Source organism: Enterobacter sp. CRENT-193 (assembly GCF_002787395.1).
GTDB classification, from domain to species: domain Bacteria; phylum Pseudomonadota; class Gammaproteobacteria; order Enterobacterales; family Enterobacteriaceae; genus Enterobacter; species Enterobacter hormaechei_C.
In genome coordinates this window covers 3752098-3769492 of the sequence record NZ_CP024812.1, presented here as the reverse complement: position 1 = coordinate 3769492, position 17395 = coordinate 3752098, and the positions used below count along the sequence as shown (strand labels likewise).

Annotated in this window: 16 protein-coding genes; 8 read left to right on the top strand and 8 right to left on the bottom strand. The window is 54.9% G+C overall.

Features of this window, described 5'->3' with window-relative positions; genetic code table 11:
- Positions 1-50 precede the first annotated feature (50 nt).
- Positions 51-290, top strand: a complete 240-nt coding sequence (locus CU081_RS26625) for a hypothetical protein (protein ID WP_022650864.1) — start codon at positions 51-53, stop codon at positions 288-290.
- Positions 290-610 (top strand): hypothetical protein, encoded by a 321-nt coding sequence (locus tag CU081_RS18745; RefSeq protein WP_058647314.1) that lies wholly within the window; start codon positions 290-292, stop codon positions 608-610. The genes CU081_RS26625 and CU081_RS18745 overlap by 1 nt, the downstream gene beginning before the upstream one ends.
- A 260-nt stretch (positions 611-870) precedes the next feature.
- Here the strand turns inward: CU081_RS18745 and CU081_RS18740 are convergent, their stop codons facing one another.
- Both CU081_RS18740 and yeaG read right to left on the bottom strand, forming a co-directional pair.
- Positions 871-2154 (bottom strand): YeaH/YhbH family protein, encoded by a 1284-nt coding sequence (locus CU081_RS18740; RefSeq protein ID WP_022650866.1) that lies wholly within the window; start codon positions 2152-2154, stop codon positions 871-873.
- An 89-nt stretch (positions 2155-2243) separates the two neighbouring features.
- Positions 2244-4178, bottom strand: a complete 1935-nt coding sequence (yeaG, locus tag CU081_RS18735) for a protein kinase YeaG (RefSeq protein ID WP_006809140.1) — start codon at positions 4176-4178, stop codon at positions 2244-2246.
- Positions 4179-4610: 432 nt separating this feature from the next.
- On the opposite strand from yeaG, the gene CU081_RS18730 reads away from it, so the two are divergent.
- Positions 4611-5357, top strand: coding sequence for a MipA/OmpV family protein (locus CU081_RS18730; RefSeq protein WP_022650867.1), 747 nt, complete (start codon positions 4611-4613; stop codon positions 5355-5357).
- 67 nt (positions 5358-5424) lie between these two features.
- Here the strand turns inward: CU081_RS18730 and CU081_RS18725 are convergent, their stop codons facing one another.
- Both CU081_RS18725 and gapA read right to left on the bottom strand, forming a co-directional pair.
- Positions 5425-6309, bottom strand: coding sequence for a D-hexose-6-phosphate mutarotase (locus CU081_RS18725; protein WP_022650868.1), 885 nt, complete (start codon positions 6307-6309; stop codon positions 5425-5427).
- Between the two features lie 74 nt (positions 6310-6383).
- Positions 6384-7379 carry a glyceraldehyde-3-phosphate dehydrogenase gene (gapA, locus tag CU081_RS18720; RefSeq protein ID WP_006809136.1) on the bottom strand — a complete coding sequence of 332 codons (996 nt, stop codon included), beginning with the start codon at positions 7377-7379 and terminating at the stop codon, positions 6384-6386.
- Positions 7380-7720: 341 nt separating this feature from the next.
- Here gapA and msrB point away from each other — a divergent pair, with 341 nt between their 5' ends.
- Both msrB and CU081_RS18710 read left to right on the top strand, forming a co-directional pair.
- A complete protein-coding gene (gene msrB / locus CU081_RS18715; RefSeq protein WP_003857865.1) occupies positions 7721-8134 on the top strand; it encodes a peptide-methionine (R)-S-oxide reductase MsrB in 414 nt (137 codons plus the stop codon).
- 41 nt (positions 8135-8175) lie between these two features.
- A complete protein-coding gene (locus CU081_RS18710) occupies positions 8176-8454 on the top strand; it encodes a YeaC family protein (protein ID WP_003857863.1) in 279 nt (92 codons plus the stop codon).
- A 60-nt stretch (positions 8455-8514) separates the two neighbouring features.
- On the opposite strand, the gene CU081_RS18705 is transcribed toward CU081_RS18710, so the two are convergent.
- The 4 genes from CU081_RS18705 to sppA form a co-directional block, all read right to left on the bottom strand.
- The gene (locus CU081_RS18705; protein WP_022650869.1) at positions 8515-9771 is read right to left on the bottom strand and encodes a glycoside hydrolase family 18 protein; all 1257 of its coding nucleotides are present in this window, start codon (positions 9769-9771) and stop codon (positions 8515-8517) included.
- A 219-nt stretch (positions 9772-9990) separates the two neighbouring features.
- Positions 9991-10632: a bifunctional nicotinamidase/pyrazinamidase gene (gene pncA / locus CU081_RS18700; RefSeq protein WP_022650870.1), complete on the bottom strand. Its 642-nt coding sequence runs from the start codon at positions 10630-10632 to the stop codon at positions 9991-9993.
- Positions 10633-10641: 9 nt separating this feature from the next.
- The gene (gene ansA, locus CU081_RS18695) at positions 10642-11658 is read right to left on the bottom strand and encodes an asparaginase (protein ID WP_023303507.1); all 1017 of its coding nucleotides are present in this window, start codon (positions 11656-11658) and stop codon (positions 10642-10644) included.
- Positions 11659-11720: 62 nt separating this feature from the next.
- The gene (gene sppA / locus CU081_RS18690; RefSeq protein WP_022650872.1) at positions 11721-13577 is read right to left on the bottom strand and encodes a signal peptide peptidase SppA; all 1857 of its coding nucleotides are present in this window, start codon (positions 13575-13577) and stop codon (positions 11721-11723) included.
- A gap of 167 nt (positions 13578-13744) precedes the next feature.
- Here sppA and CU081_RS18680 point away from each other — a divergent pair, with 167 nt between their 5' ends.
- The 3 genes from CU081_RS18680 (at position 13745) to CU081_RS18665 (ending at position 17368) form a co-directional block, all read left to right on the top strand.
- Positions 13745-14296 (top strand): NAD(P)H nitroreductase, encoded by a 552-nt coding sequence (locus CU081_RS18680; RefSeq protein ID WP_003857859.1) that lies wholly within the window; start codon positions 13745-13747, stop codon positions 14294-14296.
- 116 nt (positions 14297-14412) lie between these two features.
- Positions 14413-15456: a selenide, water dikinase SelD gene (gene selD, locus CU081_RS18670; RefSeq protein WP_022650873.1), complete on the top strand. Its 1044-nt coding sequence runs from the start codon at positions 14413-14415 to the stop codon at positions 15454-15456.
- Positions 15457-15460: 4 nt separating this feature from the next.
- Positions 15461-17368: a DNA topoisomerase III gene (locus CU081_RS18665; protein WP_022650874.1), complete on the top strand. Its 1908-nt coding sequence runs from the start codon at positions 15461-15463 to the stop codon at positions 17366-17368.
- Positions 17369-17395 lie beyond the last annotated feature (27 nt).

Genomic DNA, 17395 nt, shown 5'->3' with positions numbered 1-17395 from the left:
TCCATTTGAAACTACTGTATATAAACACAGTAATAAAGGGAGTGCAGATTATGCCCCGAATTTCAGATATTCAGGCCGCCTTTATTGCGGCCATAGAGCTTAACCCAAAGGGCTACCGCTACCTGAGAACAGACAGCTTTATAGAAAAGTTGCGTGGTTTTAACTGGCACTTCACCCGAGCCGACGCCAATGCATGGATAGAGCGCAATCAGCCAGGCTTCGCTGACAAGACGACAGACGGTAGTGATAACCGGTACTGGATCCTGCGTAACATGGGGAGGGTCCTCTGATGGGATTTGCATCACCTGCTACCGATTACGTCGAACGCCAACTTTCTCCATCCGTTCTGTGCAACATAGGGGCCGAAAGCAGGGTGCTTGAAACAGATGTTGGGTTTGCAGTCATTGAGCCAGCCACGAAAAAAAGGCCAGGAGATGTATTGTTAATTTTGTGCGACGGCCACACGCAGTTTGCAAAACTGATGGGTAAGTCATTGATCACGGATGATGGCGAGGCAATAGAAGGAGCCGCTCTGGAAGAGGTGGAAGTGTTGGGCAGAGTGACGTTCTTCATCAATCGTGCATTAGATGATGATTGCCCTGCAATATAGATAAAGTTCCCCATGCTTCACTGACGAATAACCAGCCATAAGCGGCTGGTTTTTTTGTGTGGTTTGGTCGGAACGAGAGAATTTTAACCTCCATCCCATGATGGCATCCTAAAGCCCAAAGGAAGTTTTGCATAATCACTTCTACAAAATCGCATTCCCCAAAATAAAATTTAAGTGAATGAAAAACATGGAGAAAAATGAGGATGAAAATACAATAAAATCAGCCAGAAAAACAAAGTTAACTGGCTGATTAATAACATTTAATTGGAGGTTGTCGAACTCTGCTTCTGGAACAGTTCCCGGAAGACCGGATAGATGTCATCCTGGTCACGAATGTGCTGCATCGCAAAGTTATCAAACATCGCTTGCAGATGCTCATACTCACGCCATAGCGTCTGGTGGGCACGACGGGTAATTTCAATGTAGCTGTAGTAACGCACCACCGGCAGGATCTTCTTCGCCAGAATTTCATGACACAGCGGCGAGTCATCCGCCCAGTTATCGCCATCCGATGCCTGCGCGGCGTAGATGTTCCACTGCGCCGGATCGTAGCGCTCCCTCACTACCTCATCCATCAGCTTCAGGGCGCTCGACACGATGGTGCCACCGGTCTCCTGCGAGTAGAAGAACTCATGTTCATCCACCTCTTTCGCCTGAGTGTGATGGCGGATGTAGACCACCTCCACGTTCTTATACGTTCTGCTCAGGAACAAATAGAGCAGAATATAAAAACGCTTAGCCATATCCTTGGTGGCCTGATCCATTGAACCTGACACGTCCATCAGGCAGAACATCACCGCCTGGCTGGAAGGCTCAGGGCGTTTTTCGTAGTTCTTGTAGCGCAGGTCGAACGTGTCGATAAACGGCACCCGGTCGATCTTCGCCCGCAGTTCGGCAATCTCTTTTCGCAGGCGCTCCTCTTCCAGCAGTTGCGCCGGTTCCGTGTTTTCCACTACTTTCAGGCTGGTTTCCAGCTCGCGCAGTTCGCGCCGTTTGCCTGCCGTCATCGCCGTGCGTCGCGCCAGCGAGTTTTGCAGTGAACGCACCACGCTGATGTTGGCGGGCACCCCATTTGCGGTATAGCCCGCACGATGGGTTTTGTATTCGTTGAGTTGACGGTGCTGATTCTTTCTCAGATTCGGCAGGGCCAGATCCTCAAACAGCAGATCGAGATATTCGTCTTTTGAAATCTGGAAGACAAACTCATCCTGGCCTTCTCCGTCCTGGCTGGCTTGCCCCTGACCGCTGCCAGAACCGCCGCCTCCGCCTTGGGGACGCTCGATTCTGTCATTCTGGACGAAGTGGTCATTACCTGGGTGTACACGATGGCGAAGGCCGCCACGCCCCTGATGAAACATCGGTTCGCTGATGTCATCGTTGGGGATGGAGACGGATTCGCCGCTGTCGACGTCGGTCACCGAGCGTTTGTTGATGGCCTCGGAGATCGACTGTTTAATTTGCGCTTTATAACGGCGCAAGAAGCGCTGGCGATTCACCGTGCTCTTGTTTTTGCCGTTAAGACGCCGGTCAATAAACCAGGTCATATATCCCCCGTACTGCATTTGCCAACTTGCAGCGTCCGTAAGTGCCGGACATTTTGTTGGCCCGGTAAGCGCGTTACCGGGCACTTGTTTTAAGACGATTTACGCACGCGCAGATACCATTCACAAAGCAGGCGGACCTGTTTGCGCGTATAGCCTTTTTCCATCATACGGTCGACAAAATCGTCGTGCTTTTTCTGCTCGTCGGTTGAGGTTTTGGCGTTGAACGAGATAACCGGCAACAGCTCTTCCGTGTTAGAGAACATTTTCTTCTCTATAACGGTGCGCAGTTTTTCGTAGCTGGTCCAGTTCGGATTGCGGCCGTTGTTATGCGCTCTGGCGCGCAGCACGAAGTTCACAATCTCGTTTCGGAAGTCTTTCGGGTTGCTGATCCCGGCTGGTTTCTCGATTTTTTCAAGTTCCGCGTTCAGGGATTCACGGTCAAACAGCTGGCCGGTATCCGGGTCGCGATACTCCTGATCCTGGATCCAGAAGTCAGCGTAAGTGACGTACCGGTCGAAGATGTTCTGGCCGTATTCGGAATAGGATTCCAGATAGGCGGTCTGGATCTCTTTGCCAATGAACTCGGCGTATTTCGGGATCAGGTAGCCTTTCAGGAACTCCAGGTAGCGTTCAGCCTGCTCCTGTGGGAACTGTTCACGTTCAATTTGCTGTTCCAGCACGTAGAACAGATGTACCGGGTTGGCGGCCACCTCCGCGTGGTCGAAGTTAAAGACGCGGGAGAGGATCTTAAACGCGAAACGCGTCGACAGACCGTTCATCCCTTCGTCGACCCCGGCGTAATCGCGGTATTCCTGGTACGATTTCGCTTTCGGGTCGGTATCCTTCAGGCTTTCGCCGTCATACACGCGCATTTTTGAGTAGATGCTGGAGTTTTCCGGCTCTTTCAGGCGCGACAGGATCGAGAAGCGCGACAGCGTTTCCAGCGTTCCCGGTGCGCAAGGGGCATGGACCAGCTCACTGTGGTTGAGCAGTTTTTCGTAAATCTTGATCTCCTCGGAGATCCGCAGGCAATAAGGCACTTTGACGATGTACACACGGTCAAGGAACGCCTCATTGTTTTTGTTGTTACGGAAGGTCACCCATTCAGATTCGTTAGAGTGGGCAAGGATAATCCCGTTAAACGGCAGGGCGGAAATACCTTCCGTCCCGTTGTAGTTCCCCTCCTGGGTGGCGGTCAGCAGCGGATGCAGCACTTTGATCGGTGCTTTAAACATCTCGACGAATTCCATAATCCCCTGGTTGGCACGGCACAGCGCACCGGAATAGCCGTAGGCATCCGGGTCGTTTTGCGCGTGATGCTCCAGCTTACGGATATCGACTTTACCCACCAGCGCCGAGATATCCTGGTTGTTCTCGTCACCGGGTTCTGTTTTGGCAATGGCGATCTGCTCGAGGATAGACGGCCACACTTTCACGACGCGGAATTTGGTGATGTCCCCGCCAAACTCGTGCAGACGTTTTGCCGCCCACGGCGACATGATCGTACCGAGATAGCGATGCGGAATGCCAAACTCTTTTTCCAGAATTTGCGCATCCTCTTGCGGATTAAACAGGCACAGCGGATGGTCATTGACCGGGCTGCGCTCGCCGTTGGCGCTCAGCACATAGATCGGCACGCGCTGCATCAGCGCTTTCAGCCGTTCAGCCAGGGAGGATTTACCCCCACCGACAGGACCCAGCAGGTAAAGGATCTGCTTCTTCTCTTCCAGCCCCTGAGCGGCATGCTTCAGGTAGGAGACGATCTGCTCAATGGCATCTTCCATGCCATAGAACTCTTCAAACGCCGGGTATCGGGCGACCACCCGATTCGAAAAGAGACGGGAAAGCCGTGGCTCCAGGGCAGTATCAACCATGTTTGGCTCACCAATAGCCATCAATAGCCTTTCTGCCGCATTGGCATAGGCACTGCGATCTTGCCGACAAATGGTAAGAAACTCCTGCAGTGTGAACTCTTCGTCCTTGGCAGCTTCGTAGCGCTGGCGATAGTGATCGAATATATTCATGGCATGCCGTCCTTTCGTTTTTTAGCACAGGATAAGAGCCGTTCGTATGAGTAGTGGAGGCTCCCGGAAGAGAATTTTTCGCACCTCACTGCCAGAGCAGCAACCTGTGTGCCAGGTCGAAGGCTATGAACCGCAGGGTGTTCAGCAAAACCTCTTCTTAAATTAAAGCGTAGATGGCAATTGCAAAACTTGCATACGGATAAAATCTACTTTCAATGACATATCAATAACTCATCCAAAAATTTCCACTGCGGTTATAAGCGAAAAGCGGGTTTTTCATTTATCGGTCACATAAATGAAAGCGGGATGTCATCTGAAAAATGAAAAATAACGGGTTAATCAAACGGATTAGTGCGCAAAAAATTTTGGGATGTACGGGAATGGCGGTTACACTTCACCCGCTGATTATTTGACTACAGGAAAGAATGGATTGTGACCAAACTCAAACTTCTGGCATTGGGCATCCTTGCCGCTACCGCAGCGAGCACCGTACAGGCTGAGAGCCAGTGGACTGTTGGCGCGGGTGCTGGCGTGATTAACAGCCCGTACAAGCAGTATGACCGCGACGTTTATCCTGTCCCCGTTGTCACCTATGAAGGCGATAACTTCTGGTTCCGTGGGTTGGGCGGCGGCTACTATCTGTGGAACGATACGGCCGATAAGCTCTCCATCATGGCCTATTACGACCCAACGCACTTTAAACCAGGCGACAGCGACAGCAATGCGCTTCGTCAACTGGACAAACGCAGAAGCTCACTGATGGCGGGGCTTTCTTACGTCCATAATACCGAGTATGGCTTCCTGCGCACTGCGCTGGCGGGCGATACCCTGGACAACAGCAACGGCTTCATCTGGGATCTGGCGTGGCTTTACCGCTATACCAACGGCGCAGTGACGCTGACGCCGGGTATCGGTGTGCAGTACAGCAGCGAAAATTACAACGACTACTACTATGGCGTGTCTAAAGCGGAGTCTCGCCGCAGTGGTTTGAATAGCTACAGCGCGGATGATGGCTGGGACCCGTACCTGGAACTCACCGCATCGTATAACTTCCTCGGTGACTGGAATGTGTACGGTACTGGCCGTTACATTCGTCTGAGTGATGAAGTGAAAGACAGCCCGATGGTCGACAAGTCCTGGTCTGGCATCTTCTCCGTGGGTGTGACCTACAAGTTCTGACCAGAACGTGATGCATTAAAACGGGGCGCTAGCGCCCCGTTTGTTTTTTTATGATGCCTGAACAATATTAGCGCTTCACAATCTTGATCGTCTGGCCTAAGCGGGACGGTTTTTCTTCGCTGGTTTTCTGCGGCGCGGTCACGCACGCGGTTTCCACGCACACGAAGGTCTTGTAACCGTCATCCGAGATATCCGCCATGCTGATGGAAAGGGCAGGGCCCGGGTTCCAGCCCACCACGTTGCTGTGGTGGTGATGAACCACATCAATACCGCGGTTCAGCGCGCTGTCGTGGATGACGCTACAGGCTTCCGGGTGCAGATACACGCGGTCGGTACGATCCGGGAAAGTCTGCACGCCGTCGTCCAGCTTGCCTTCTTTCGCGTTATCCACTTTGTCGATAAAGGTATCGCCAAGTCCGCTCACCTTAACGGCCTGAATGTCGCCTACGTTGAAATAGGTGTGCAGGGCGGACGTTGTTTCGAATTCGCCGTGCGCTTCCAGTTCAATCTCGCAGGTTTTACCCAGCTTGAAGCGGGCATACAGGGTGAATTCATGTGGCCACAGGGCGCGCGTTTCATCATTCGCCTGGAGCTCAAAGGTCAACACCGCGCCGTTTTCATCTTCGTTGTGGGCTTTCAGCGTCCACTGCTGGTTACGGGCGAAACCGTGAGACGGTAATCCCTGCTGCGCTGACGGGCCAAACCATGGCCAGCAAATCGGTACGCCGCCGCGGATCGCCGCCCCTCTTTTGAACGAGGTGGCCTCGCTCAGCCACAGGCCTTCTTCTTCACCTTCTGGTTTCCAGGAGAGCAGGTGGGCGCCGTTGAGCGCGACGGAGGCTTTAACGCGCGGATGATCAACGACGATGATATCGGCACCGTCAATCTGACGGCGGGAGAGCACAGGGGTAAGTTGTTCGACTACCGGAAGTGCAAAAATTTTATTAATCATTAAGCAATCCTCTGTCTAAAAACAATAAAAAAGGCGACCGAAGTCGCCTTTTAGGATCAAGCACTCATCTCAACTTATTTGGAGATGTGAGCGATCAGGTCCAGTACTTTGTTAGAGTAGCCAGTTTCGTTGTCGTACCAGGAAACCAGTTTCACGAAGTTGTCGTTCAGTGCGATACCTGCTTTAGCATCGAACACGGAAGTGCACACTTCGCCGTTGAAATCGGTAGATACAACGTCGTCTTCGGTGTAACCCAGAACGCCTTTCATTGGGCCTTCGGAAGCAGCTTTGATTGCTTTCTTAATTTCTTCATAAGAAGCAGCTTTTTCCAGACGAACGGTCAGGTCAACAACGGATACGTTAGGAGTTGGAACGCGGAACGCCATACCAGTCAGTTTGCCATTCAGTTCTGGCAGTACTTTACCTACTGCTTTAGCAGCACCGGTAGAAGATGGGATGATGTTCTGAGCCGCGCCACGGCCGCCGCGCCAGTCTTTGTGAGACGGGCCATCAACGGTTTTCTGAGTAGCGGTGGTTGCGTGAACGGTAGTCATCAGACCTTCGATGATGCCGAAGTTGTCGTTGATAACTTTAGCCAGCGGTGCCAGGCAGTTGGTGGTGCAGGATGCGTTGGAAACGATGTCCTGGCCAGCGTAAGTTTCGAAGTTTGCACCGCGAACGAACATTGGGGTGTTGTCTTTGGAAGGACCAGTCAGAACAACTTTCTTCGCACCCGCAGTGATGTGTTTACGTGCAGTTTCGTCGGTCAGGAAGATACCGGTAGCTTCAGCTACAACGTCAACACCGATTTCGTTCCATTTCAGGTTAGCTGGGTCTTTCTCAGCAGTAACGCGGATGGTTTTGCCGTTAACAACCAGGTGGCCGTCTTTCACTTCAACGGTGCCGTCGAAACGACCGTGAGTTGAGTCGTACTTCAGCATGTACGCCATGTATTCAGCGTCCAGGAGATCGTTGATACCAACGATTTCGATGTCAGAACGTTTCTGAGCAGCACGGAAAACAATACGGCCGATACGGCCAAAACCGTTGATACCTACTTTGATAGTCATATATTCCACCAGCTATTTGTTAGTGAATAAAAGGTTGCCTGTAAAATTACAAAAACCTTACGCAGCGTCAAGCGGAATCGTGTCAATCATTGCGACAAATCAATCCTGTGACTAACGTTTGTGCGACTGACTCGCCTCACTTTCCCTTTGAGCTAGCAACCACATGGGGGCTGCGCCCGGAATTTTAAAGGCCTCGCAGGATTAAAATGTGAAATTGATCACAATTGCCTGACCGCCTTTTCGCGACACATAAGTTTAGAACAAAAGTGCACGCGCGGGTGTTAATGTTTTGTTAGAATCTGGGTTAAAAGATGTCTGTTTCAACAGCGAGATGTAAGCATATGTCGAACCAACGTAACCCCGACGATTTGAAAAAAAACCTTACAGAGATGCAGTTTTACGTGACGCAAAATCACGGCACAGAACCGCCGTTTTCCGGGCGTTTGCTGCACAATAAACGGGAAGGCGTCTACCACTGCCTGGTGTGTGATGCACCGCTGTTTAACTCCCAGACGAAGTACGATTCTGGCTGCGGCTGGCCGAGTTTTTACGAGCCTGTCAGCGATGATGCGATCCGCTATCTGACGGACACCTCGCACGGCATGGTGCGCACCGAAATTCGTTGCGGGAACTGCGACGCCCATCTCGGGCATGTCTTCCCGGATGGCCCGCAGCCGACGGGGGAGCGTTTCTGCGTAAATTCGGCTTCCATGAGCTTTACCGATGATGAAAACGGCGACCAGACCAAGGGTTGAAAAAACGATTCAGCAAATTATTCCTTTGAAAGGGAGAGATCATGAATATTGATGACATGATTGCAGGTATGACCCCGGAGGTTTATCAGCGTCTGGTGACGGCCGTTGAGTTGGGAAAATGGCCGGACGGTGTGGCGCTCACACCTGAGCAAAAAGAGAACAGCTTGCAGCTGGTGATGCTGTGGCAGGCGCGTCACAATACCGACGCCCAGCACATGACCATCGACACTAACGGTCAGATGGTGATGAAAAGCAAGCGCGAGTTGAAAGAAGACTTCGGCATCACGCCGAAGCCGATTGCGACGATGAAAATGCAATAACGGTGCGGGTTTATGCCCTCACCCAACCCTCTCCCAAAGGGAGAGGGCTTGATTGTCTTACTACTGATGCGGGATCCCAAGCGACTCCGCCAGCTGTTTCGCGAGCTGGTTTTCGTCGTCAGCCCCATACTCCCAGAACATGGCGCCGGCAAGTCCTTTCTCCTTGATGTAATCCGCTTTGATCGCCACGGAGCGCGGGTTCTCATAGGAAATCGCAAACAGCGCCTTCCCGTCGGCGGATTTCACCGACAGCCACGGCACCTTCGCCTGTTCGTCCCAGTGCTCGGTAAAGCGTTTTTGCGGATCGTTCAGCAGCTTGCGGACGATATCGTTGTATTTCACATAGGTATCTTTGGTCAGATCATAGCCAAGCGATTTGAACAGGCTCAGTTCCTGCGGCCCGAAGTAGGGCTGCGTCACCGGATTGTTTTGCGCGTCTGGTTTGCTCCAGTCGATCCCTGGCTCTACGGCACGTTTCGGCACGCGCCCATAGAAACCAATTCCGAGGTTCATCTGCTGCGGCTTCAGCCCGGCGGCCAGATAGTTATTCACCACAAACTCGACGCTGTATTTGTCTGCGGCAGCTACCGTTGGCCAGTCGCTGGAGTCATACAGATTCGCGTTAAAATACTGAGTACCGTACGCCATGTCGTAGGTCATCAGGTTGATGTAATCGAGCAGGGGGGCAATAGCTTTCACATCCACCCAGCTTTTCGGACTTTCCGCATTCGCGCCCACCGCAATCGTGACCAGCTTTTTCTTACCAAACGCGTCACGCATCTCTTTTAACAGCGCGGTGAAATTATCCCGGTCGGCAGGGGTGCTTTCGACAAGTCCCCACGCGCCGTTGACCGGATATTCCCAGTCCAGGTCGATCCCGTCCAGGCCGTATTGACTGACGATCTCCTGCGCGGAGCGAATAAACACCGCGCGACTCTCTTTGGTTGCCGCTGCGCCAGAAAAACCACGCGCCCCCCAGCCGCCAACGGAAAGCAGGACTTTCAGGTTCGGGTTTTGTTTACGAAGCTGAGGAAGTAACGCCAGATCGGATGCCACCTTAGGTGATAACCAGATTTGATGCAGTTTTGCCGGATCTTTCAGCGCGGCGTTGGTTTCGTCTTTCTCGTTGTTATAGACCAGACCAAACGAGTAGTTGAGGTGGGTGATCTGGCGGACGTCCAGTTTATTAATATCGCCACCCGGTCCGGCGGTAACATCGCCACCCCCATTGAAGTAACCCACGGACATCAGGGGCGCGGCGGAAGCCAGTGACGCGCAAAGCAAGGGTAATGCTGCCAGCAAGGGCAAACGTTTCATATAAGTTCCTCTTTGACTGAATAAAAATAACCACGCCACAGAAAAGGCGTGGCGAAAAAACAGCCTGAAGAGAATAGCATCGCCGTTTCGCTTGTGATGCGAGGGAGTTCACTTTATGGGGATTGGGGAAGAAATGCCGGGTGGCGCTGACGCTTACCCGGCCTACAAAACCAGAGAAAGTAGGCCGGGTAAGGCTAAGCCTTCACCCGGCTAAAAAGCTTACGCCTGCGTCTCCATCCAGTCAGCCAGCGTATACAGCGTTGCGCCTTCTGCTGCCATATCCATAAACGCCTGAGCGCTGTCCTGCGGCTGAATATTTACCCCGCGACAGCCGTCGGTGATGACATTCACGGTATAGCCCAACTGGAGCGCATCCAGCACGGTGAACTTCACGCAGTAATCCGTCGCCAGGCCCAGCACAATCAGCTCGGTGATCTCATGGTGGCGCAACCACGCGTCCAGCGCCGTCTTCTGACGATGACCGTTATCAAAGAACGCGCTGTAGCTGTCGATGGTTGGGTTTTCACCTTTGTGGAACACCGCGTCGATGGCCTTCTGGTTCAGCAGCGGATGCAGCTCAGCGCCCTCCGTCTGCTGCACGCAGTGATCGGGCCAGAAGTTTTGCGCCAGCCCGTCCAGATCGCCCTGGCTGTAAGGCTCAACGTTGTGCTGGCTGGCAAAGCTGCCGTGGTTTGCCGGATGCCAGTCCTGACTCGCCACCACCGCTTCACCACGAGCTTTACACCACGCAATCAGCGAATTCGCGACGTCTACGGTGCTGTCGCCTTCCGCGACGGCCAGCGCACCACCCGCACAGAAATCATTTTGCAAATCGACCAGTAACAGGGCGCGTTGCTTCATGGGATCTCCTTATTCGTCCGGCGTCAGTTCACCGCGCAGGTTTTGCATCATGGCGCGGCGAATGGAATCAATATCCAAATCCTGACTCAGTAAATAGTGAAGTTTAGTCAGCGTTGCCTCAACGGTCATATCGAAACCACTTATCACGCCTGCGTGAGCCAGAGCATTACCGGTGGCGTAGCCGCCCATATTGACCTTGCCGGACATACACTGGGTGAGGTTGACCACCACAATCCCGCGATCGCTCGCCTCCTGAAGCTCTTTCAGGAACTCACCGTTCTGCGGGGCGTTACCCACACCATAGGAGCGCAGGATCAGCGCCTTCACCGGCTGGCGCAGGAAGTTGCGCACCACGTCGGCGGAGATCCCCGGATAAATCGTCACCACGCCAATCGGCTGCGGGGTGATCGGATGAACGATCAGCTCGCCTGCGGTATTTGGCGCGGGCGGCGTGCCCAGACGACGGATATGGATCCCCGCTTCCAGCAGCGGTTGCAGGTTAGGTGAGGCAAAAGCGTCAAAGCCATCGGCGTGCGCTTTAGTGGTACGGTTCCCGCGGTACAGTCGGTTGTTGAAGAACAGCGTTACCTCGTTGATCGGGTAATTAGCGGCCACGTACAGGGAGTTAAGCAGGTTGATCTGCCCGTCTGAACGCAGTTCCGCCAGCGGGATCTGCGAACCGGTCACGATGACGGGCTTGCTCAGGTTCTCCAGCATGAAGGAGAGCGCCGAGGCGGTGAACGCCATGGTGTCGGTACCGTGAAGGATCACGAAGCCGTCGTACTGGTCGTAATGGGCTTTAATATCATCCGCAATATGCTGCCAGTCTTCCGGCGTCATGTCGGAGGAGTCCATCAGCGGCTCATATTCGTGGATGGTAAAGTCCGGCATTTCCGGACGGTGAAATTCAGGCATCAGCGCCAGCTGGCGCTGCAAGTGGCCGGAAACCGGGATATAGCCATTTTCTGAGCGCTGCATACCGATGGTACCGCCGGTATAGGCGACATATATTGATTTCTTCTGCATGGTAATGAGTTCTTGTTCTTCAAAAGAAAAAATCCCCTCTTCACGGGAAGAGGGGACGGTTTTTAACGCACGTTCGCGCAGGTCAGGCAAAACGCGTAACGGCTCTGTGGATCATTAAAGGCTGCGAGCTTGTCGCTCTCCGCTTTCATGGCTTTCGCCGCGGTCGCCACCGGCGCCGGCAGATAAGCCTGAAGCGCGTCCGGCAGCATGGCACGGACGGAGCCGGACATGCTGTCCATGACCATATCGAAGAACGTCGGTTCGTCCTGATAATAGTCCACGTGCCACTGCTTGAGCTTCGCCAGCTCCGCCGCTTTCTTCACGGCGTCGTCGAAATCACCCAGGCTGTCTACCAGACCGTTGCTCTTCGCATCCTGGCCGGTCCAGACGTGGCCCTGCGCGATCTGGTCAATCTGGTCTGGCGTCTTTTTACGGGAGTCCGCAACCAGCGTGATGAAACGTTTATAGCCACTCTCAATGCTGAGCTGCATCATCTCAGACACCTCAGGCGGCAGGGATTTGGTAACGGACACGTCTGCCAGCGGCGAGGTGGAAACGCCGTCGGTGTGGACGCCGAGATAATCCAGGCTGTTCTCAACGGTGTTGATCACACCGAAGATGCCAATCGAGCCGGTCAGCGTGCTTGGGTTAGCCACGATGTAGTTGGCTGGCGTCGAGATCCAGTACCCCCCGGAAGCCGCCATGCCGCCCATCGAGACCACTACCGGCTTGCCTGCGGCGCGCGCGGCGGCCAGTTCAGCACGGATCACTTCAGAGGCGCTGACGCTGCCGCCAGGGCTGTTCACCCGCAGGACAATTGCCTTCACTTTCGGATCCAGGCGCGCATCGCGGATCTGCGACGCGGTGGTGTCTCCGCCGACGTTCCCCGGCGTTTCTTCCCCGTCCATAATGGCCCCGTTAGCAAACACCACGGCGATGCTGTCACCGCTGTCGTCCGATTTTTTCGCGGCGTAGTCATACATGCTGATGGCGCTGTAGTTTTTGTCCTCTTTACTCCAGCCGAACTGTTTGGTCAGCGCTTTTTCAATTTCAGCGCTGGAACCCAGCTGATCGACCAGTTTGTTATCAAGCGCGTATTTCGCTGTATCGCCGTCCACCTTGCGCAGGCCGTCCAGCACGCCGCGCGCGCCCGGAAAGACCTGCTCAGCGGTAATCTGACGGTTAGCGGCAATGGTGCCGAGGTAGTTCTGCCACAGCTCACCAATCCAGCGGCTGTCCGCTTCACGGGCAGCAGGGGACATATCATCGCGGATAAACGGCTCCACGGCGGATTTATAGGTCCCGACGCGGAAGACGTGGGTAGTGACCTTCAGCTTGTCGAGTAGCGATTTGTAGTACAGACCGTTAGTGGCGAAGCCATGCAGATCGACCGTGCCCTGTGGCGAAAGCCAGATCTTATTGGCAAAGCTCGCCAGATAATATTGCCCCTGGGTGTAGCTGTCGCCAATGGCAATAACCGGTTTACCGCTGTCGCGAAATTCGCGCAGCGCTTTACCGATGTACTGCATTGACGGCTGATCGGCGCCGGCAAAATCTTTCAGGTCAAGTACGATACCGGTAATGTTACGATCGTCTTTGGCCTGACGGATGGTGTCGACAATATCAAACAAGGAGTTTTCCTGGAGACGGTCTGACGTTGCGCCGAACAGCTGGCGGCCAATCACGCCCAGACGGTTGCTGGTCGATGGCTTATCAACAATCACCCCGGTGATATCGAGTAACAGTGCGCCGCGCGTCGAATGCTGCGACTGGTTTGCGTTGCTGATATGCATCCAGATACCAGCGCATACCAGGACCAGGAAGATGAAAAAGATGTTCATCACCAGGTTGCGGACGAAGTTGAGCAGTCGCCACGTCCATTTAAAGAAACCGGCAATGATTCGCCAAAGGGTTCGCATGTATTCTCCCTAACCAGAAAAGGACTGTTTCCGTCGCCACGGGACGGTAATGTGCGGTTATCGTAATGACCCAACCGCCACTTGTCAGCAGGAATCGCCTGCCACGCTGTAACAAATTCTGCTGTCGTGTTAATTTTGTGAGTAAATTTCATGAAAGGAGTTAACCAATGGACGCACTTGAACTGCTTGTTAACCGTCGTAGCGCTTCCCGCCTGGCCGAACCGGCACCCGTCGGCGAGCAGCTGGAAAACATTCTGCGTGCCGGAATGCGTGCGCCGGACCATGGCACATTGCAGCCGTGGCACTTCTTTGTGATTGAAGGCGAAGGGCGCGGCCGCTTCAGCCAGCTGCTGGAGCAGGGGGCTGTTGCCGCAGGCCAGGATGAGAAGGGGATTGATAAAGCCCGCAACGCGCCATTCCGTGCGCCGATGATCATCGCGGTAGTCGCAAAATGCCAGGCCGATCATAAAGTGCCGGTCTGGGAGCAGGAGATGTCTGCCGGTTGCGCGGTAATGGCAATGCAAATGGCCGCCGTCGCGCAGGGCTTCAATGGCATCTGGCGCACCGGACCGCTGACCGAAAGTTCGGTCGTGCGTGATGGCTTTGCCTGTGGCGAGCACGATAAAATTGTCGGCTTCCTCTATCTCGGCACCCCGCAGCTTAAAGCCTCCAGCACCATCAGCGTGCCGGACACCACGCCTTTCGTCAGCCGTTTTTAATTACCCGCGCTAAACTGTCTGGATTCTGAGCATCCGCCGCAGAATTCAGACAGTCATACTTACCTCTTTATGGAATGAGCGCTACCATAGCGCGATTGAGATGACAGGAGACGTCCATGAGCGAGCAAACCATTCGTTTAACGCAATACAGCCACGGAGCCGGTTGCGGTTGTAAAATTTCCCCGAAAGTGCTGGAGACCATCCTGCACAGTGAGCAGGCGAAGTTTGTCGACCCGAACCTGCTTGTCGGTAACGAAACGCGTGACGATGCAGCGGTTTATGACTTAGGTAACGGCACCAGCATTATCAGCACTACTGACTTCTTTATGCCGATTGTCGACAACCCATTCGACTTCGGACGCATTGCGGCCACCAACGCCATCAGCGATATCTTTGCGATGGGCGGTAAACCGATCATGGCGATCGCCATTCTGGGCTGGCCGATTAACACCCTCCCGCCGGGGATTGCCCGCGACGTGATTGAAGGCGGACGCTTTGCCTGCCAGCAGGCGGGTATTGCCCTGGCCGGTGGTCACTCTATCGATGCGCCGGAGCCGATCTTCGGCCTGGCCGTCACCGGCGTGGTGCCCACCGAACGCGTGAAGCGCAACAGCACGGCGCAACCGGGCTGCAAACTGTTCCTCACCAAGCCGCTGGGCGTTGGCGTACTGACGACCGCAGAGAAAAAGTCCCTGCTGAAGCCCGAGCATATTGGTCTGGCAACGGAAGTGATGTGCCAGATGAACCTCGCCGGTGCGGCATTCGCCAATATCGACGGCGTGAAGGCCATGACCGACGTGACCGGATTTGGTCTGCTGGGGCACCTCTCTGAAGTGTGTCAGGGCGCGGGCGTGCAGGCGCAGGTCTGGTATCAGGATGTGCCGAAACTGCCGGGCGTGGAAGAGTACATTGCTCAGGGCGCCGTTCCGGGCGGGACGCAGCGCAACTTCGCCAGCTACGGCCATTTAATGGGCGAAATGCCGGAAGCATGGCGTAACCTGCTGTGCGATCCGCAAACCTCCGGTGGTCTGCTGCTGGCGGTGACGCCAGAAGCTGAAGCTGACGTTCAGGCGACGGCTGCCGAGTTTGGCATCACCCTGACGGCCATTGGTGAGCTGGTGACCGCCCGCGGTGGTCGCCCGATGATTGAGATTCGTTAATTCGATGCGGTTGTTTATTGCCGAAAAACCGAGTCTGGCGCGTGCCATCGCCGACGTGCTGCCCAAGCCGCATCGCAAAGGTGATGGCTTTATCGAATGCGGTAACGGACAGGTGGTCACCTGGTGTATCGGGCACCTGCTTGAACAGGCGCAGCCGGATGTCTACGACAGCCGCTACGCCCGCTGGAATCTCAACGATCTGCCGATTGTGCCGGAAAAGTGGCGTCTGCAACCGCGTCCTTCCGTCACCAAACAGCTCAACGTCATTAAGCGCTTCCTGCATGAGGCGACGGAAGTGGTCCACGCGGGTGACCCGGACAGGGAAGGGCAACTGCTGGTCGATGAAGTGCTGGACTACCTGGAGCTGGCGCCGGAAAAGCGTCAGCAGGTGCAGCGCTGCCTGATCAACGACCTTAACCCGCAGGCGGTGGAGCGCGCGATTTCGCGCCTGCGCGCCAACAGCGAATTTATTCCCCTGTGTGTGTCCGCGCTGGCACGTGCCCGCGCGGACTGGCTGTACGGGATCAACATGACCCGCGCCTACACCATCCTGGGACGCAATGCGGGCTATCAGGGCGTACTCTCTGTTGGGCGTGTTCAAACCCCGGTGCTGGGGCTGGTGGTGCGTCGCGACGAAGAGATCGAAAATTTCGTCGCCAAAGACTTCTTCGAAGTCAAAGCGCATATCGTCACGCCGAAAGACGAACGCTTTACCGCCGTCTGGCAGCCGAGCGATGCCTGTGAGTCATATCAGGACGAAGAGGGACGGCTGCTGCATCGTCCGCTGGCGGAGCACGTGGTTAACCGCATTACCGGCCAACCCGCGATAGTCACCAGCTATAACGACAAACGGGAATCAGAGCCCGCACCGCTGCCGTTCTCCCTTTCGGCGTTGCAGATCGAGGCCGCGAAAAAGTTTGGCCTGAGCGCGCAGAACGTGCTCGATATCTGCCAGAAGCTCTATGAAACCCACAAGCTGATCACCTATCCGCGTTCGGACAGCCGCTATCTGCCGGAGGAACACTTCGCCGGACGCCACTCGGTGATGAACGCCATTGGTGTCCATGCGCCGGATCTGTTGCCGCAACCGGCGGTAAACCCGGATACCCATAACCGCTGCTGGGACGATAAAAAAGTCGATGCCCACCACGCGATAATCCCGACGGCGCGCACCAGCAACGTCAACCTGACCGACAACGAAGCAAAAGTCTATAACCTGATCGCGCGTCAGTATCTGATGCAGTTCTGCCCGGACGCGGTGTTCCGCAAGTGCGTTATCGAACTGGACATTGCCAAAGGCAAATTTATCGCCAAAGCGCGTTTCCTCGCGGAAGCGGGCTGGCGCACGCTGCTCGGCAACAAAGAGCGTGACGAAGAGAACGACGGTACGCCGCTGCCGGTCGTGGCCAAAGGCGACGAACTGCTGTGCGAGAAGGGGGAGGTGGTTGAACGACAGACCCAGCCGCCGCGCCACTTCACCGATGCGACGCTGCTTTCGGCCATGACCGGGATCGCCCGTTTTGTGCAGGATAAAGATCTGAAGAAGATCCTCCGCGCCACCGACGGTCTGGGTACGGAAGCAACCCGCGCGGGGATCATCGAGCTGCTCTTTAAGCGCGGTTTTCTTGAGAAAAAGGGGCGCTATATCCATTCGACCGAGCCGGGGCGCGCGCTGATTCATTCCCTGCCGGAGCTGGCCGCCAGGCCGGACATGACCGCGCACTGGGAATCGGTGCTGACGCAGATCAGCGAGAAGCAGTGCCGCTATCAGGACTTTATGCAGCCGCTGGTGGGGACGCTTTACCAGCTGATCGATCAGGCGCGCAGCACGCCGGTGAAGCGCTTCAGAGGGATGGTTGCACCAGGCGCGGGTGCGAAGAAACCGTTTAAAAAGAAGAAAAGCGCGGCCTGATACGCCCGGTTTTCACCCTCTCCCTAT

Coding starts and splice junctions, on each gene's coding strand:
- CU081_RS26625 (WP_022650864.1), top strand. CDS start 51: ATGCCCCGAATTTCAGATATTCAGGCCGCCTTTATTGCGGCCATAGAG.
- CU081_RS18745 (WP_058647314.1), top strand. CDS start 290: ATGGGATTTGCATCACCTGCTACCGATTACGTCGAACGCCAACTTTCT.
- CU081_RS18740 (WP_022650866.1), bottom strand. CDS start 2,154: ATGACCTGGTTTATTGACCGGCGTCTTAACGGCAAAAACAAGAGCACG.
- yeaG (WP_006809140.1), bottom strand. CDS start 4,178: ATGAATATATTCGATCACTATCGCCAGCGCTACGAAGCTGCCAAGGAC.
- CU081_RS18725 (WP_022650868.1), bottom strand. CDS start 6,309: ATGATTAATAAAATTTTTGCACTTCCGGTAGTCGAACAACTTACCCCT.
- gapA (WP_006809136.1), bottom strand. CDS start 7,379: ATGACTATCAAAGTAGGTATCAACGGTTTTGGCCGTATCGGCCGTATT.
- msrB (WP_003857865.1), top strand. CDS start 7,721: ATGTCGAACCAACGTAACCCCGACGATTTGAAAAAAAACCTTACAGAG.
- CU081_RS18710 (WP_003857863.1), top strand. CDS start 8,176: ATGAATATTGATGACATGATTGCAGGTATGACCCCGGAGGTTTATCAG.
- CU081_RS18705 (WP_022650869.1), bottom strand. CDS start 9,771: ATGAAACGTTTGCCCTTGCTGGCAGCATTACCCTTGCTTTGCGCGTCA.
- pncA (WP_022650870.1), bottom strand. CDS start 10,632: ATGAAGCAACGCGCCCTGTTACTGGTCGATTTGCAAAATGATTTCTGT.
- ansA (WP_023303507.1), bottom strand. CDS start 11,658: ATGCAGAAGAAATCAATATATGTCGCCTATACCGGCGGTACCATCGGT.
- sppA (WP_022650872.1), bottom strand. CDS start 13,577: ATGCGAACCCTTTGGCGAATCATTGCCGGTTTCTTTAAATGGACGTGG.
- CU081_RS18680 (WP_003857859.1), top strand. CDS start 13,745: ATGGACGCACTTGAACTGCTTGTTAACCGTCGTAGCGCTTCCCGCCTG.
- selD (WP_022650873.1), top strand. CDS start 14,413: ATGAGCGAGCAAACCATTCGTTTAACGCAATACAGCCACGGAGCCGGT.
- CU081_RS18665 (WP_022650874.1), top strand. CDS start 15,461: ATGCGGTTGTTTATTGCCGAAAAACCGAGTCTGGCGCGTGCCATCGCC.